This is a genomic window from Streptomyces sp. NPDC002088, from assembly GCF_040296605.1.
In the GTDB taxonomy this organism is placed as follows: Bacteria; Actinomycetota; Actinomycetes; order Streptomycetales; family Streptomycetaceae; genus Streptomyces.
Map to the genome: position 1 here is coordinate 35,940 of NZ_JBEOXO010000036.1, position 16,488 is coordinate 52,427.

The 16,488-nt window shown below is 70.7% G+C and carries 11 protein-coding genes and 1 pseudogene; 3 read left to right on the plus strand and 9 right to left on the minus strand.

The genetic code is table 11. The features are described from left to right. Nucleotides 1-73: 73 nt before the first annotated feature. The 5 genes from ABT114_RS44175 to ABT114_RS44195 form a co-directional block, all read right to left on the minus strand. Complete coding sequence (locus tag ABT114_RS44175) at nt 74-1,108, minus strand: hypothetical protein (RefSeq protein WP_351151145.1); 1,035 nt, start codon at nt 1,106-1,108, stop codon at nt 74-76. Between the two features lie 22 nt (nt 1,109-1,130). After that, nucleotides 1,131-2,942, minus strand: coding sequence for a DNA/RNA non-specific endonuclease (locus tag ABT114_RS44180; protein ID WP_351151236.1), 1,812 nt, complete (start codon nt 2,940-2,942; stop codon nt 1,131-1,133). Continuing rightward, a complete protein-coding gene (locus tag ABT114_RS44185) occupies nt 2,939-3,499 on the minus strand; it encodes a sensor domain-containing protein (protein ID WP_351151148.1) in 561 nt (186 codons plus the stop codon). Before ABT114_RS44185 ends, ABT114_RS44180 begins: the two co-directional genes overlap by 4 nt. A gap of 506 nt (nt 3,500-4,005) precedes the next feature. Further along, on the minus strand, nt 4,006-4,311 hold the full coding sequence (locus tag ABT114_RS44190) for a hypothetical protein (RefSeq protein WP_351151150.1): 306 nt from the start codon (nt 4,309-4,311) through the stop codon (nt 4,006-4,008). A gap of 9 nt (nt 4,312-4,320) precedes the next feature. Then, on the minus strand, nt 4,321-4,944 hold the full coding sequence (locus ABT114_RS44195) for a hypothetical protein (protein WP_351151153.1): 624 nt from the start codon (nt 4,942-4,944) through the stop codon (nt 4,321-4,323). A 175-nt stretch (nt 4,945-5,119) separates the two neighbouring features. Here ABT114_RS44195 and ABT114_RS44200 point away from each other — a divergent pair, with 175 nt between their 5' ends. The 3 genes from ABT114_RS44200 (at nt 5,120) to ABT114_RS44210 (ending at nt 9,719) form a co-directional block, all read left to right on the plus strand. After that, nucleotides 5,120-5,890, plus strand: a complete 771-nt coding sequence (locus tag ABT114_RS44200; protein ID WP_351151156.1) for a serine/threonine protein kinase — start codon at nt 5,120-5,122, stop codon at nt 5,888-5,890. A 256-nt stretch (nt 5,891-6,146) separates the two neighbouring features. Further along, entirely contained in the window at nt 6,147-7,751 is a 1,605-nt protein-coding gene (locus ABT114_RS44205) for a serine/threonine-protein kinase (RefSeq protein ID WP_351151159.1), read from the plus strand. Nucleotides 7,752-8,084: 333 nt separating this feature from the next. Then, nucleotides 8,085-9,719 carry an IS200/IS605 family accessory protein TnpB-related protein gene (locus tag ABT114_RS44210; RefSeq protein ID WP_351151161.1) on the plus strand — a complete coding sequence of 545 codons (1,635 nt, stop codon included), beginning with the start codon at nt 8,085-8,087 and terminating at the stop codon, nt 9,717-9,719. 4 nt (nt 9,720-9,723) lie between these two features. On the opposite strand, the pseudogene ABT114_RS44215 reads toward ABT114_RS44210, so the two are convergent. From ABT114_RS44215 to ABT114_RS44230, 4 genes and pseudogenes are all read right to left on the minus strand, one after another. Then, nucleotides 9,724-10,766: pseudogene (locus tag ABT114_RS44215) on the minus strand (immunoglobulin-like domain-containing protein); the annotation flags it as partial. 75 nt (nt 10,767-10,841) lie between these two features. Then, nucleotides 10,842-13,310, minus strand: coding sequence for a DUF8508 domain-containing protein (locus tag ABT114_RS44220; protein WP_502988502.1), 2,469 nt, complete (start codon nt 13,308-13,310; stop codon nt 10,842-10,844). 470 nt (nt 13,311-13,780) lie between these two features. Further along, nucleotides 13,781-15,211, minus strand: coding sequence for a GAF domain-containing protein (locus tag ABT114_RS44225; RefSeq protein ID WP_351151164.1), 1,431 nt, complete (start codon nt 15,209-15,211; stop codon nt 13,781-13,783). Nucleotides 15,212-15,230: 19 nt separating this feature from the next. After that, nucleotides 15,231-16,268: a rod shape-determining protein gene (locus ABT114_RS44230; protein ID WP_351151167.1), complete on the minus strand. Its 1,038-nt coding sequence runs from the start codon at nt 16,266-16,268 to the stop codon at nt 15,231-15,233. Nucleotides 16,269-16,488: the final 220 nt, after the last annotated feature.

The window sequence follows — 16,488 nt, forward strand, 5'->3', positions numbered from 1 at the left end:
CGTGATTGTTTTTCTTGTGGAGATCGAGGTTCTTTGCTGGCCGCGTTCAGTGGGCCAACCATTCGTCCGGCCGCTACTGCATCAGCTCGGCGTGCGGATGCTCTGGCGCCGCTGGACAGGTATAGATCTGCTGGTTGTAGCCGCGGCCGACGGAGACCATGGCCGGGTTCGCCGGGTCGGGGTGGGCGGTGTGCGCCGAGGCGGCGGCTTGGTCCTCATACGGAATCCAGCTGGGCTCGCTGTCGCTCCACTCGGTGGAGGCGATCGTGAGGAGCGGCTCCATCGGGGTACCGCAGGCGGAGCAGTACTGGGGGCGGGGATCGGTGAAACTCCAGGGGGCCCAGCCGCCGACCTTCCAGCCGGGCGCGACCGACAGCTCATATTGGTAGAAGGCGTCCTTCGCCTGGTCGTAGACGCTGCCGGGCTCGGCACCGGCCTTCTGTCGCGCGCTCCACTCCTGCACCTGCGAACGCAGGTCCTGACGCAGCTCCAGGGGTGCGGGGTACTCCGTGACCTGCTCCGGGTCGATCAGGCATGGCTCAAGCAGGTAGCCCGGGTATTGGAGTGCCGTCGGCTCCGGAGGGGCGGTGAGGATGTCGGTGACCAGGGCGGCGGACCGCCAGAACAGCGTGGTTCCGGGCATGTTCTCCGGAGGGTGGTCGAAGGGGCACCACAGCACTTGCAGCAGGTCCGCCGACCCGGGCGGACGCAGGGCGGGTACGTCGCGTGCGTACAGTTGCGCGACGGGCAGCATGGAGACCGGCCCCTCGGGCCATGGGCGGCCGGCAGTGATCCGTTCCACCGCGGCCTGCTCCTGCGGGGTGAGCAGCGTGTCGCTCCGCGGCCGGTCCCGGGCGGCCGTGAGTATCTGCCGCAGCAGTCTTTCGTCCGCCGGGGAGGTCGCCGGAAACGCGTCCGGCTCGTGCGGGCCGTTGCAGTGCGGCCACGGCCGGCTGGCCGGCCACAGCAGCGGCCCGCCGATCGAGCTGTCGTGGCGGGACGGCGACCCGGGACGCGGGTGCAGCCGGGTTGCCGTGCGTGCCAGCCGGGCCAGCGAGGGGAAGACCGCCGTGACGTCGGCCGGCCGCGGTGGGGTTGTGCGGGTCATTCCGACTCCCGGTGGCGTGGGTTCAGTTGCCGAGGTTGACCGCGACTCCACGGATGGTCCGTACGTTCCAGATCGGGATTCCGCTGAACAGAACTCGGGGGGTTCCCTTGGCCGGCTCGATCGTGGCGCTCATCGTGACGGACTCCGGGATGGTGCTGGCGGCATCCCGGTAGTGAGGCGTCACCACGTAGTACACGGCGTCTCCCGGGCGTAGGAGCAGGTTGCGCACCACCAGCGCGACGTGGGATTCGAAGCTCCTCATGCTGGGCGTTCCGGTGTTCATCCCGGATTGCCAGCACGGGACGAGGTTGTCCTCCTGGCCCTTCCCGCCCAGAACCTTGGCGATCAGGTGGCACCGGGCGAGACCCTTGACGCGCCGTCGCTTGGCGGCGAACAGGGCATCCTCCCAGCCGGTGATGTCCTTGCCTCCGGTATCGCTTCCGTCGCCGAGGTATCGCGTCAGACAGGCCGAGGCTTGGGTTGGCCGGTCGCCGGGCCCGTCCTTCGGGTCGATGTCCTTGTTGCTGTGGTCCACCGACTCGGTGGTGTTGAGGATCCATCCGAGGCCGCTGGGCACCGAACCGGTTGGCGGATCGGTCAGACAGGTGGCCTCGGGGGACGGAGAGGGCGTGCCTTCGGCGGACGCCGAGGATGTCGGGACCTGCTCGACAGTCCTCACGCGGTCGATGACGCCACTCCTGCCGTCGACCGTGGTGGTGGCCCGGCCACCGCGTGCGATGGCGGCGTCGAAGGCCGCTTGCCCTGGGGAGGTGGCATCGGCTGTGCGGACCCGCAGTGCCGTGTAGCGCCCGTTCGAGTTGCGGCTCAGCCCGTCGTAGGTGCCGCTCGGGCTGCCGAGCTGCGCGGCCTGGGTGGCAGGGAGGTCGGCGATGGCGCCGGGGGTCAGGTACGCAGTGCCCGGCCGCAGGTCGACCGTGGTACCGCTCCGTTTCGCGTACGCCTTGAGGGCATTGTTCTGCGCCACTCTTGACGGGCTGTCGCCGCCCGCACCGTCCGCTCCCGGGGCGGCCTGGGCACTTTGCTGCAGCGGGCCGGTCGCGTCGCCGCCCTGATCCATCATCGCTGCCGGGTCCGGCGGACTGTCGGCGAGGCTCTGCATGGCCTCGGCGATCTGCTGCAGCAACTGCTGGCCCTGGGTCGCCAGTTGCTGCTCCTGTTTCTCCAGCGCCTGGTCCTTCGCGTTGTGCTCCTGCATGGCGGAGGCGAGTTGCTCCCTCTCGGCGCTGAGCTGGGCCTGCTCCTCCTCCAGCCGGGTCTGCTCGGTGTTCACGGTGTTCTTCTGGTCTTCGAGCTGGGTCTTCCGGGCGTTGAGTTGATCTGCCTCTGCCTGGTACGCCTCCGATTCGGCGGCCTGCCGGGGTATTTCGAAGTCGTTCGGCTTGGCGTTGTGGGCCTGGATCTCGGCATTCAGGGTCTGAAACTGAGCGCTGAGGCTCTCGGCCTTCTGGTTGGCGGCGGCGGTCTCTTTGTCGTACGTGGCAGCCTTCTTGTTGAAGGTGGAGCTCTCTTTGGTGAGTCTCTTTTTGTCAGTGGCCAGCTCGGCCACCTGCTTCGGCAACGCTTCGACCTGTTGGTTGAATGATTGAAGATTGCCGGTGAGGGTGGCCGAGTAGGCGCTGATCCCTGGCGGCGGAATTATCTGGAGGACGGTGATGCTGCTGCTCCGGACCGGGGCGGGGGCAGTGACGGTGTCCGCGCTCGCCTGTGTTTCCGTGGCGACGATCGGCACCAGTGTCGCCGCGAGGACCAGGCAGGTAAGGCGCCTGCCAACCCTTGGAACGCGGGCGGCTGTTCCGCGCGGGGTCGTGGTCATCCGCTCACCTTCCCGGTGAGCGCGTCGGCGATCCTTGTGGCGGTCGACTGACCGCTGCCTGCCTCGCAGACGGTGACTTGCAGGATGCTCTCGCCCTTCAAGCGCGCCTGGTGGTAGCAGGCCCATCCCTCGCCGGAGTCCTGCATCGCCGTCCAACCGACCACATTCGAGGTGGCGGTATCGGTGGTGTAGGCCCATTTCGAGGTGCGCCCGGCCTGGTCGGTGCGCGTCGAGGAGGGGCACCGGGTGAGACCGGCGGTGAGGGTCTGGAAGGCCGCACCGGCTTTCGCGCGGTCCGGGAACACGCCGATGACCTGGTTCACGGTGTAGGCGCCGGTGCCCCCGGCGTCCTGGTAGGTCGCCGAGAGGAACGCGGTCCACTCGTGCCCGTATACCGACTGGGTCGCAGGTCCGACCGCCACGGCACACTTCGACGGGCTGGCGGTCATCGCGGCTGGTGGCTGATTCGACCGGGGACCGGACACCAGTGTCGTCCCGGCCAGCCGGCTCGCCTCGTCCGGAGTGAGCAGCGCGGCGTGCACCGTCCCAGCGACCAAGTGCAGTGGGACCGGGGCGGATTGGCTGGGCCAGCACCACCAGCCGACGCCGGCCAGCGTGAGGCAGGGCAGCACGGCGGCGAGCGGCAGCCGCCATCGACGTAGCGTCGGTCCGATGCGACCCCGAGTGCGGGGAGGCTGTGGCGCGGACGCTTGTCGGGGTGATCGGGGCGAGGCGCTTGGACCGACAGCGGCCGTGCCAGGCGCGGTCGGCTTGGCCGGGGTGGGCGCGGTCAACTGAGCGGGCCGTGCCGGTGTCTTGAGAGTCGCAGTCTTGGGAGTCGGAGTCTTGGGAGCCGGTGTCTTGGGAGCCGGTGTCTTGAGTGGTGCAGGTCGTCCCATGGGGGGCGGTGTGGCCCGCGGGGTTTGTTGCCAGGTGGGAAGTTCCGGCTTTCCTGATCCGCTTCCGCTGCGTGTTCCAGACGCAGGGCCGACTTGCCAAGTGGCCTGGTCGGTTGACGCGGTCGGATCGGTTGCCTCCTGCTCAGGCACAGTCACTCCATCCATCAGCTCTTGCTCTTGTTCAGCAGCAGAAGGCCGGTGACGATCCGGTAGATGCCGTACACCACCGGACCCCAGGCGACGAGGTACACGCCCCCGCCCTGGGCCTGGGCGTAGGTGACGACGGTGATGAGCACGCCGCCGATGAGCCATGCGGCGCCGAAGCCGATGCCGCGTTTGGCCTTCGTCTCCCAGATGGCCCGCTGTTCGGGGGAGGCGACGTGGTACGGCGCCGGGACGGCCACGTACGGCGGTGGGGCGGAGGCCGGGGCGGTCGTTCCCTTGGCGGTGGTGTCGTTGCTGTCGGACATCGTGAACTCCTAGACGATCGGGCGGTTGTGCGTGCGGAGGGCCGCGACGATCCGGTCGACGAAGGCGTCGCGGCCCTCCGTCAGGACCAGCGGGATGACGATCGACGTGCCATCCCGTGCCTCCAGTCGGTAGCCGACGACCTCGCCCACGTCGGACCGGTCGCCGCGTCGGCGGTGGATGCTCCTGAGCTGGATGACGTCCTGCCAAGCGACGGCGCGGGTGACGGACCTGCGTGTGTGCACGACTCCGCCGGCGTACAGGTAGTGCGCCTGGGCACCGGCGACGAGACCGCGGATGCCGTGGCCGACTCCGGCGACGAGCATGAACAGGAAGCCGAGGTAGACGGTGTGCAGAACCGAGTAGGCGGAGGAGAAGACCGATGCGTTGGAGACCGGTCCACTCAGCGCGATCAGGAATGCGAGCGCGATTGCCGCGATGGCCGCCCCGGTCGCCAGTGCGCGTGCGGGCGAGACCCCGTGACGGGCGGTGATGTACTCGCCGAGTCCCCGCGTGCCCGCCAGCCGGTCGACCTCGGGAGGAGCGGCCTTCGGGGGAGCGGCTTTCGAGGGAGCGGCTTTCGAGGGGAGTGGTGCGGCGGTCGGCTGCCCCGGATCCTGCGTGGCGTCTGTCATGCGGGATGCCTCCATTACGTCGACGACTGCGACGACTGCGACGACTGCGGTGAGGACGTCGAGTAGGTCGAGTACGTCGACGACTCTGCTGCTGCCCGCCGCTCCACGTAACCTGAGGGCTCTCAGGGTCTCCGCGATCTCGGGCGGATGACGTGGACGACATGGGGCGCGCAGCATGGAGACGGTCATCGTTCAACTCCCGGAACCTCCGGGGGTGGCTGCCGTGCGGCACGGCCGGCCCCGGCAGCTCGCCCTGGGACCGGGGCAGATGGCCACGTTCGGGCGCGGGGCCGGAGAACGGCCGGTCGACATCCCCCTCTTCGGCGAGGGTGTGTCCCGCTACGCGGGGGAACTCACCGCGAGCGACGACCACTGGCGGCTGACCAACTTCAGCCCGCGCACCACGTACGTGGTGGAGAACTTGGAGGGCGGCGGCGAGTACGTGAAGGTCGCCCCGCGCCGCATGGGCGCGCCCATCCCGTTCGAACTCTCCCGCGTGGTACTGCCGTTGACCGACGGATTCGTCCGGTTCACGGTCTTCGCTCCGCGTCACACCTTCCTCGACCCGGGACCGGAGGCTCCCGTGAGCCGCTCGGCCGAGTTGACCCTCATGCCCTTCGTGCTCGACCCCACGGCCAAGTACTTCCTGGTGCTGCTCGCCCTCTGCGAGCCCCGGCTGCGCGACCCGTCCAGCCTCGCCATCCCCAGCGTCCCCGAGGTCGTCAGCCGACTGCGCGCGCTTCCCGGCTGCGGTGACCTGACCGTGTCCGCCGTCAACTTCCACATCGACTACCTGGCGGGCTCCAAGCTCAAGGTGCGAGAGCGCACCGGCACGCAGGACAGCCCGCGCCTCGACTGGAAGCGCGAAGCCCTCGTCTCACTCGCCCTCCGCTTCGACCTGGTCCAGGAGAAGCACCTGCAGATCTTCTGGGACTCGACCGCATGAGTGAGGGTCCCGTGCATGTACCGCCGGGCGTGCCGTCGCCGTACGGCGTGTCCGCGAGCCGGTGGGGGCTGGTCGCGCGGTTCCCCGCGCCCCCGCACCGGACTTCGTCAAGGCTGCTTATCTGGCAGATCGTCAGGGTCGTTTTGCGGATGGGGCTTTCTTGGTCCGTCGCGGCCGAATCTGGCAGACTGCACCCCCGGTTGACAGCTGTTGACCGGGTGCGATCTGGGGGACGGGTGTGTGGGATCGGGGCACCGTGCTCGGCGGGCGTTACACGCTGGCCGAGCGGATCGGCGGCGGCGCCATGGGCGACGTCTGGCGGGCCGACGACACTGTCCTCGAACGCCGGGTCGCGGTCAAGATCCTGCGCCCGGAGCTGCTCGACGACGCCAGGTTCGCCAAGCGTTTCCGCCGTGAGGCCCTGATCCTCGCCTCGCTGGACCACCCCGGCATCGTCGACGTCCACGACTACGGGGAGAACGCCCTCGGCGACGGAAGCCGGGTGGCCTACATCGTCATGGAACTCGTCGAGGGACGACCGCTCGACGAGTTCCTCAAGGAGAGCGGGCCGCTGCCACCCGAGCAGGCGTTGGCCACCACCGCCGAAGCGCTCGAGGCGCTGCACGCCGCGCACCGGCGGCAGGTCGTGCACCGTGACATCAAGCCGTCCAACCTGTTGATCTGCGCCGACGGCCGAGTGAAGGTCACCGACTTCGGCCTCGCCCGCGACCTCGCCACCTCCAAGATCACCCCCGAGCACGCCGTCGTCGGCACCGCGCTCTACATCGCCCCCGAGCAGGTCGAGGGCCATGGCACCACCCCGGCCTCCGATCTCTACTCAATGGGCGTCGTCTGCTACAAGATGCTCACCGGGAAACTGCCCTTCGACGGTGAGCGGGCCATCGAGATCCTGGTCAAGCACGTCCAGCAGCCGGTGCCTGCCCTGCCCGCCGACTTCCCGCAACCGGTGCGCGACTTCGTCGCCACCGCCCTCGCCAAGAAACCCGAGGACCGCTTCCCCGACGCCGCGACGATGGCCGCCGCGGCCCGTACCGCGGCCCCTGCGGCGGCGAGTAGCGCGGTGGCCGGCGGCGCGGTCGTTTCCCCGGAGTCCGGTGGCGCGGACGAGGTCATGGTCGCCCCCCAGCAGGGACGCTCGGGGCGTGGGCGCCGCCGCATCCTCATCCCTTTGCTCGTCGCCTCCGTCGTCACGGTGGTCGTCGGAGGTGTCGTGCTCATCGACCCCTCGCTTTTCCGATCCCACACGAGCACACGCGGCAACGAGGCCTCCGTGTCCACTTCCATCTCCGCGTCCGCTTCCGCGTCCGGTGCCCATAGCACCGGCGCGTCGCCCTCGGCCTCCCGCTCACCCAGCGCCTCGCCGTCAGCCTCCGCCACGACGAACGGCAGCACTGAACCGGTGGGCCTCCCGCCCTCGTCCCCGTCCACCTCGTCGGCGGCAGGAGGCTCCTCCGTCGTGCGTCCGAGCGCGTCCGCGACCATGGAGCCGAGCGCGTACCCGATCGCGGGCGTGAGCATGAGCGATGACTCCGCCGCGATCAAGGGCTCCGGGGTCTCCGCCGGACCCGCCGGCGGCTGCACGGCCTGGCTCGACAACGCCGGCTCCGGCAACCTGTACGGGATGCTGAACACCAGCTACTTCGAGACGTGCCACGCCGAGTTGATCCGGGACGACGGGCTGACCGTCGGCCTCGCGGCATCGAGCGGCGCCGAACGCACCAGCGTGATTTCGGACATCGGTCACACTATGCGGATCTGCGTCTGGCAGCAGGGCGCGAGCGCCGACAAGCAGTGCTCCGCCATCGTCGTCATCCACGACGGCACCCCCACGGCACAGTGACCAGCCTTATCCAGCTCGCGCGCTCCCGGTAGCGTGGGCTCCCGGCCCTCTTGGCAGAGGTCGACCCAACGGTTCTCTGCCGCGGGGGCAGGGCGCTCGCCGCCGTCGTGGGACGGCCCTGTGCCCGCGGCGGAGGGTTCGGAACTGCTGCCCCTTGACCGTGTACGAGTGCGCTTTGGCGAGCATGGGTGAGCGTCGGCGTCGGCAGTCGAGTCTGCGGGCGGGTTTCCGGTCGGTGGGAACAGGAGTGTGTCCGTCGAATGCGTGACCTTTGCGGGCGGGGTTCGTTGGGCGGGGCAACGAGATGGTGCAGGACCGGGTGGGGGTGGCGGGATGGGCGGGTTGCGGGAGGTGGCCGCGTCGTTCGTGGTGCCCGGTCCCGCAGGTGTGGCGATCCGGGCCCGGTTGCGGGTGTCGGGGGCGGATGCGGTGGTGCTGGCCGAGGTGGGGGTGTTCCTCGGCTCGCTGGCCGCGGGTGACCTCGTGGTGCGTTCCCGGCAGGGGCTGGAGCACGGCAGTGAGACTTGGGCGGTGCGCAAGCGGGAGCTGACCGGGGTCTGTTCGGCGCGGTGGGCGGGCAGTATCACCAAGGCCACGCACGATCAGTGGGCGCTGGCCCGGCGGGGGCAGGCGGCGGAGTTGGCGTGGCTGCGGGGGCAGATCGCGTCGATCGAGGCGCGGCTGGGGCGTCCGCTGGGGGCGAAGGCGGACCGGCGGGCGGGGCTGGTGCGGGGGTACGGGTCGCGGTGGGAGTGGCATGCCAAGTCCCGCCGCCTGCACGCGCTGCGGTCCCGGCTGGCGGGGGTGGAGGCGGACTGGGCGGCGGGCCGGGTGCGCGTGGTGCGGGGCGGGAAGAAGCTCGCCCGTCTGCGCCACCACCTGGATGCGGCCGGGCTGGACGAGCAGGGCTGGCGGGAGCGGTGGCGGGCGGCGCGGATGTTCCTGGCCGCGGACGGGGAGTCCGGCAAACGCTTCGGCAACGAAACCCTGCGTATCACCGACACCGGACAGCTCTCCCTCAAACTCCCCGCCGCGCTGGCGCACCTGGCCAACGCCCCGCACGGCCGGTACCTCCTGGACGCGACCGTCACCTTCCAGCACCGGGGTGCGGAGTGGCTGGACCGGATCACGAACAATCGGGCGGTGGCCTACCGCATCCACCACGACGTGACACGGGGCCGCTGGTACGTGACCGCCTCCTGGCAGCGCACCCCCGTCCCCGTGCTGCCGCTGGACGCGGCGCTGGCCCGGGGTGTGGTCGCCGTCGACATGAACGACGACCATCTCGCCGCCTGGCGTCTCGACCCGCACGGCAACCCGGTCGGCGAGCCCCGCCGCTACTTCTACGACCTGACCGGCTCCACCGCGCACCGGGACGCGCAGATCCGCCACGCCCTCACCCGACTGCTGCACCACACCCGCGCCACCGGCGCGGCCGCGATCGCCGTCGAGGACCTGGACTTCACCGACGGCCGGTGCCGGGAGAAGCACGGCCGCAACAAACGCTTCCGGCGCCTGATCTCCCGCTTCCCCACCGCCAGGTTGAAGGCGCGGCTGGTGGCGATGGCCGCCGAGCAGGACATCGCCATCGTCGCGGTCGACCCGGCCTACACCTCCCGGTGGGGGGCCCAGCACTGGCAGCAGCCCCTGACCAGCAGTAACCGACAGGTTTCCCGGCACGATGCAGCGAGCATCGCGATCGGGCGACGCGCCCTCGGGCACCCGATCCGGCGACGGACGGCACCGCCCCCTGCTCACCAGAGCGATGAGCAGGGGCATCGGACCGGCCAGGCCCGACCGGAGATCCGCAGGCGCGAGGGACCCCGCCCCCGCATACCCGGACCACGGACGAGATCCGTGCCGCCCGGCAGCGGAGCGAAAGCGGGCGACCAGCGTGCCCAACACCGTTCGGGGCACACGGCTGAGCACGAGTCCTGGCAACAGGACTCACTCCCACTCAGTCTCTAGGAACGGTGGAGGAGGTGTTGTTCCGCTCGTCCTTGGACAGGCGGTAGTACGTCCCGTCGTTCTGGATCATCGTGGAGTCGATGACCGAGTAGCCTCGGTCGATCCACACCTTGGGCTCGCTGAAGGTGTAGAAGTCCCGGGTGGTGGCGTACATCATGCGGTTGTACGTGTCGCCGGAGTGCGCCTCGTTGTCGTACAGCTTCGACGCCCAGAAGACGACGTACTCGCCGAGCTTCGCGTCGTAGAACGCCTCCGGTGCCCAGGTGTTGCCCGCGCTGTCCGGCGAGATCTTCACCAGCCGCTGGTTCGTCCAGTGGACCAGGTCGGTGGACTCCCGGATCATGATGGACTTGCTGCCGGTGCGCTGGGCGGCGTCCCAGTCGCCGTTCCCGTAGATCCTGAGGTCGGTGGCGATCTGGTAGAACTTGTCGCCCTCCGGGGAACGGATGATGAACGGGTCGCGCAGGCCCTTCTCGCCGAGCGTGGAGGTGAGGACCGGCTTGCCGTCGTTCAACTCCCGCCAGTTCAACGGGTCGTTGCCCTTGCTGAGGGCGGAGTAGAGCTGCTCGCCGTCGGCGGTGCCCTCGCCGGTGAAGTAGCTGAACATGTAGCCCTTGAGGGCTTCCTCGACGGGCAGTTCGGGCACCCTGGCCGTCAGGACGCGGGTCGCGTGGGCGTCACCCTTGGTGACGGTGGCGGTCAGGTCGACGGTGGCGGCGCCGTCGCCGTGGGCGGGGCGGTGCACCACGCCGTCGGCGGAGATGATGTCCGGGTCGGCGGAGGACCAGGTGACGGTGGTGCCGTAGGCGCCGTCGGTGGGGAGGGCGAGGTTTCCGCGTACGTCGTCGAGGTTGTGGACGGTCAGGGCGTCGGCGGCCTGCCGGGCGGCGGTGGTGTCGTCGAACGCGGCGAGGACCGTGACGTCAAACGTCCTGGTGTCGGTCACGGTGCCCTTCCTCAGAGTCGCAGCGAGTGTGGCGTGACCTCCGGTGAACCGGCGGCCGGGCGGGTCACCTTGCCGGCGTCCGAGGCGACGGAGGTGTTGTCGGGCAAAGGGAATGCGCAAGGCCCTCCACCTGCCGGGACGGCGCAGGCGGAGGGCCGGGTGGTGGACAGCTTCGGTTAGTTCTTCTTGTTCGTCTTGGGCTGGTAGGCCTTCTCGCCGCAGTCGTGCACGTCGATCCGGACGACCTGGGGGTCGTGGTCGCTCGCCTGGTCGGCGAACTCGGAGTTGATGTGGACGACGTCGTAGTCGTAGTGGGTGATGGAGGGGCTGGTCAGGATGTGGTCGAGGGTCTGGCTGTTGCCGTCGTAGACGTAGCTGTAGCGCTCGGCGACCGGGAGGGTGGTGATGAGGTCCGTGAGGACGTCGCCGTCGTCGGTGAGGGTCTTGACCGCGTCGGAGAACTCGTAGTCGTTGAGGTCACCGAGGGCGACGATCTGGGCCTTGGGGTCGGCGGCGAGGAGGGTGTCGACGAAGGCGTTCTCCTCCTCGGCCTGGAGCCCCCGCTGCGTCTCCGAGGAGCGGGTGGGCTCCTGGTAGCGGCCGTGCATCGGCTCGTCGCCGCCCTTGGAGTTGAAGTGGTTGGCGATGACGAAGACGGTCCGGCCCTGGAACCTGAACTCGCCGACGAGGGGCTTGCGGCTGCTGTCCCAGGCGGTGCTGGTGGGGTCGATGCGGCCGGGGGAGGCGGAGAGGTGGGCCTGGCCCTTCTTGTCCTCGACGACGGAGACGGCGGTGGTGGAGGCGTCGCCGTCGGTGGCGCGGTCGACGAAGGAGACCCGCTCGGCGTTGAAGAGGAAGGCCTGACGGATGTTGCCGCCGGGCTCGCCGCCGTCCTTGTCGTTGACGGGGTTGATGTAGCGCCAGGAGTACTGCGGGCCGCCGGCCGCGACGATGGCGTCGGTGAACTTGGTCAGGGTCGCCTCGGAGGAGACGGTGCCGTCGTCGGTGGCGCCGTTGTCGTCCTGGATCTCCTCCAGGGTGACGATGTCGGGCGAGGAGAGGTTGGTGACGATGCCCTTGGCGAGGCGGGCGAACTTGTCGTCGCTGTCGGTCGGGTCGAGGTTCTCGACGTTGTAGGTGGCGAGGGCGAGCTCGTTGCCCTTCTGCTTGCGCGTCACCTCCTGCTCGAGACCGTTGTCGACGGCCGTGCCGGTGGTGGCGGCGGTGGGGGCGAGCAGGTAGCCGCCGTAGGAGGCGTAGTCGACCGGGCCGGTGGTGGTGCCGGCGAGCTCGTCACCGACGTTGAGGGTCGGGGTGGAGCCGTCGGCCGCGACGATCTCGATGCGGCCGGTGTTCTGCTGGTCGTAGGCGCCGTAGATGGTGCCGCCGCGCTCGGTGGGGTTCTCGTCCGGCTTGGCGGTGACGAACATCTCGCCGTAGGTGTTGGTCGCGCCGACCACGCGGGCGTCGGTGACCTGGGCGCGCATGCCCTCGATGGACTCGTAGAAGTCCTGGGAGTAGACCGCCGGTTCGAGGGGCAGGGCATCGATGCTGCCGCCGCCGTTGGTGGGCGTGTACGCGTCCGGGATGGTGGAGTCGTCGAGGGCGACCGCGTCCGGGAGGGCGTTGCCGGTGGAGAGGGTCGTGGAGACCGGGCTGCCGAGTTCGGTCACCGACTGGGTGGTGGAGCTCGGGTAGTACTCCGATATCTTGCCGCTGACCAGGACCGAGTCGCCGACGGAGACGGTGGGGGCGGCGGAGCCGGTGTAGACGAACAGGCCCTCGCTGGTGGCGGCGTCGGCGTCCGGGGTCGGGTCCTGGATCCAGTAGCCCTTGCTGCCGGTGGTGCGGACGGCGGTGACGATGCCGGGGACGCCCACGACGCTCTGGCCCTTGAGGGGCGAGACGCGGGTGGTGCCCTGGATGTCGTGGATCCGGAACGCGCCGGGCGCGGTGGGGCCGCCGGAGCCGCCGCTGCCGCCGCCGCTCGCGGTCTCGCCCGCGCTGTTGGTGGCGGCGGGCGTACCGGCGGTGAAGTCGGCCGAGTTGTCGTCGGTGTCGGCGAGCGAGGCGGCCCGGGACACGGAGGTGGTGTTGCTCGCCGTCGGCGCGGCGGTGCCCTCGCGGACGACCGCGGTGCCGTAGCCGAGGAGGTCCACGACATTGGCGTCACCGGTGCAGTCGGCGACCGTCTTGCAGGTGAGGGCCGTGGTGCCCTTGACCAGGGCCACGGTGCCGCTGGCGGCGGCCATGGCGATGCTGCCGGTCGCGTCGGCGGTCGGCAGCGCGGTGGTGCCGCCGGCGCCCGCGCCCTCGGAGACCAGATAGCTGCCGCCGGGGGCGAGCGAGCCGGTGAGCGTGGTGACCTGCCACAGTGAGCCGGCCGAGGCGGAGGCAGGAAGGTACTGGATGCTGTACCCGTCGAGCGGGTACGCGGCCGTCGAGCGGTTGGCCAGCTCCACGAAGTCGTTCGTGAGCGTGGCCCCGGAGTTGCCGCCGCCGCCGTACGCCTCCGATATCACCACAGTCGTCGACGGCGTGGCGAAGGCGGCGGGCAGGGGCGCCACGATGACGGCCGCCGTGGCGGTCGCGGCTACGAACGCGGCGCCGGCTACGCGCGTTGCGCTGGGTCTGTGAATCGGCACGAGGGTGACTCCTTCAACGTCCGCCGGACGAACGGCGCATGAGGTGCGGTACGACTGGCTGGGTCCATGCGATCGGCTGAGGTTACGCGCGTAGAAACGGACGCAACAAGGGGCGCGTCGTTAAATTTGTGGGTCCAGTTGCTGACGTTCCGTCTTGTGCCGCGGAGCAGTTGGGCCGTTCGCACCCAGAGCTTGTCCTTCGGAATCCTGCTCCGGGCGCATGGGAGGTGTCTCCGTGGGCACGATGTGGTTGATCGTCGCGGCGGCGAGGGTGGAGGAACCGGGTGCGGGGCGCGGGTTCCGTACCGGATGCGCAACACGAGGAGGCGTCATGAATCGTCAGGCCCGGGTTCGTGTCCGTGTCAGCCGTCGGCCTGCCGCCCCGCGCGACGAACAGATCGACCGCAGGACGCCCTCGGGGCGGCTCCTGCCCTACTGATCACCGGTCGAGGGCGGCTGGCGAACGGGGTTCACAGCGGCGACTGCCAGGTCATCGTCGTACCGCTCGTACCGCTGCCGCCGTCCTCTGTCGTGCCGTCGTCGTGGACCGTCAGGCGTACGCCGTCGCGGCCGTCGGGGAGGGTCGCCGTGGCGTCGACGGTGACCTCGATGCGGGAGACGGCCGGCCGTCGAGAGGCGGCGGCCAGGGCGCGGCGCAGGGCGGTCAGCAGGTGGCGAGCGACCTGGTCCGGGATGCGGCTTTCGACGGCGCCCGTGAAGCGGGCGGACGGCCGGAAGCCGAGCACGGCGGCCATGCCCGCTGTCTCGCGCAGCACCCTGCCGCGGAACGTGGTCGGGGCGTCGGCAGGCGGCTGTTGCAGGGCGAAGATCGCCGTACGGACCTCCTGGATCGTCGACTCGAGTTCGTCCACGGCCCGGCCCAGGGTCTCGTCGACGTCCGTGAGGTCGCTCCTGCGCCGGGCGGCCTGGAGCATCATGCCGGTGGCGAACAGCCGTTGGACGACGAGGTCGTGCAGGTCGCGGGCGATACGGTCGCGGTCCTCGTAGACCGCGAGGCGCTCCCGGCCGTGCCGGGCGTCGGCGAGGACCAGAGCGAGGGCGGCCTGGGAGGCGAACTGGGTGGCCAGGAGCCGTTCCTCGGGGGTGTACGGGCGGTCGCCGCGCCGGCGGGGAAGGGCGAGGGTGCCGATGAGCCGCCCACCGGCCTGGAGCGGCAGCATCATGCTGGGGCCGAAGCGGTGTCTGACATGGGTCGTCATCCGCGGGTCGGTCGCCGAGTCGTCGATGAACACCGGCTCTCCGCCGAGGAGTTGCACGAGGATCGGGCTGCCCGCCTCGATCGTGGTGCCGACCATGTCGCCCGGGTCGTCGAGCGTCGAGGCGGTCACGATCTTCATTCCGCCCCCCGCGGTGGGCTGGAGGATGACGCCGGCGGCGGCGTCGGCGAGGACGCGGGCCCGGGCGGCGACCGTCATCAGCGCGTCGGCGGCCGCCTCGCCGGTGAGCAGGGCGGTCGTCACGGCCGCCGCGCCCTCGATCCAGCGCTCGCGCAGGCGGGCCGTCTCGTACAGGCGGGCGTTGCCGATCGCGATGCCGGCCTGGGCGGCGAGGGCGTGCAGCAACTGCTCGTCCTCGGCGGTGAACGGGCCACCGCCGCGCTTCTCGGCGAGGTACAACCGCCCGAACACCTCGTCGCCGACCTGGATGGGCACTTCGAGGGTGCCGGCCGCGCCCGGCCGCCCGGGCAGTCCCGCGGTACGGATCTCCGCGACCCCGTCCAGACCCGGGTCGGTCGTACTGACGGCCGCGCAGCGGGCGCCGGTCAGCTCGGCGGCGGCGTCCACGATGTGCTGGAGGGTGGTGGGCAGTTCGAGGTCGGTGCCGACGCTGAGGACGGCGTCCAGGAGGGGCGGGAGTCCCGGTACCGGGGCGTCGGTCATGCCGCTGCCGCACCCTCGGTCAGGCGGCCAGCGGGTCCAGGGTCAGCGGCTCGATCCTGCCCTCCAGCATCTCGCCCAGGCCCTGCACGGCGCACACGTCGGGCCGTTCGGCGATGTTCACCGGCATGCCTGTGGCGTGCCGCAGCATCTGGTCGAGCCCGGGGAGCAGGGCGGAGCCGCCGACCATCATGATCCCGCGGTCGACGAGGTCGGCCACCAGGTCGGGCGGGCAGTCCCGCAGCACCCTGCCGATACCGTCGAGCACGGCGGTCAGCGGGGTCTGGATCGCGCCGCGGACGGCGGCGGTGTCGACCCGCACGGAACGGGCGAGGCCCGTGGCCACGTCCCGGCCGTGGATCTCCGTGGACGCCGGTCCCTGCGGGGTGAGGCCGTTGCCGGACAGGGCGAGCTGGAGGGGTCGTACGGACTGGCTGGGCAGCATCAGCTCGTGCTCGTGGCGCAGGTGCTGGACGATCGCGTGGTCGACGGCCTCGCCGCCGACGGGGATCCGCTCGGCGGTGACGATCGAGCCGAGGGAGAGGACGGCGACCTGGGTGGCGGCGGCGCCGCACACCATGACCATGGTGGCTTCCGGCCGGGCGACGGGCAGTCCGCAGCCGACGGCGGCGGCGATGAGCGTGTCGACGAGCTCGACGCGGCGCGCGCCGAGGCCGACGAGCGTCTCGATCGTCGCGCGCCGGGCCAGCGGGCCGGCGTCGTGCGGGGTGCAGGCGGCGGCGCGCAGTCGGGGTTTGCGGCGCAGCGCGCGGCGGATCTTGTCGCCGAGCAGGTGCCGCAGCATGCGCTGCGCCATCTCGATGTCGACGACCGTCCCGCCGGAGACCGGGCGCACGACGCGGATGTAGTGCGGGGTGCGGCCCGTCATCTTCTCGGCGAACTCGCCGACCGCGATCAGCGCGCCGGTACGGGTGTTCACGGCGGCGACGGACGGCTGGTCGACGACGAGCCCCGCCCCCTTCACGTACACCCGCGTCCTCGCCGCGCCGAGGTCGACGGCGAAGTGGCAGCGGCGCAGCTGCTCCAGACTGGCGGTCATGGCAGGACCTCCCGAGAGCGCAGGACCGTGGGGGCCGCCGGGTGGCGGGCCTCCTTCGCATCGTGCGGGGGCGGGACGGCGGGCGCCTTCCGGAGGGGGCCGGGCGGGGCGCCGCCGAACGGGGGGTTCGGGGGCGGTGGGAGCGGGCCGCGTAGAGAAGTGACTGTCCCGGATACGTCATCGGCGAGAGCGGACCGCACCGCGCCGGTCGCATCCCTCT

Coding starts and splice junctions, on each gene's coding strand:
- ABT114_RS44175 (WP_351151145.1), bottom strand. CDS start 1,108: ATGACCCGCACAACCCCACCGCGGCCGGCCGACGTCACGGCGGTCTTC.
- ABT114_RS44180 (WP_351151236.1), bottom strand. CDS start 2,942: ATGACCACGACCCCGCGCGGAACAGCCGCCCGCGTTCCAAGGGTTGGC.
- ABT114_RS44190 (WP_351151150.1), bottom strand. CDS start 4,311: ATGTCCGACAGCAACGACACCACCGCCAAGGGAACGACCGCCCCGGCC.
- ABT114_RS44195 (WP_351151153.1), bottom strand. CDS start 4,944: ATGACAGACGCCACGCAGGATCCGGGGCAGCCGACCGCCGCACCACTC.
- ABT114_RS44200 (WP_351151156.1), top strand. CDS start 5,120: ATGGAGACGGTCATCGTTCAACTCCCGGAACCTCCGGGGGTGGCTGCC.
- ABT114_RS44210 (WP_351151161.1), top strand. CDS start 8,085: ATGGGCGGGTTGCGGGAGGTGGCCGCGTCGTTCGTGGTGCCCGGTCCC.
- ABT114_RS44225 (WP_351151164.1), bottom strand. CDS start 15,211: ATGACCGACGCCCCGGTACCGGGACTCCCGCCCCTCCTGGACGCCGTC.
- ABT114_RS44230 (WP_351151167.1), bottom strand. CDS start 16,268: ATGACCGCCAGTCTGGAGCAGCTGCGCCGCTGCCACTTCGCCGTCGAC.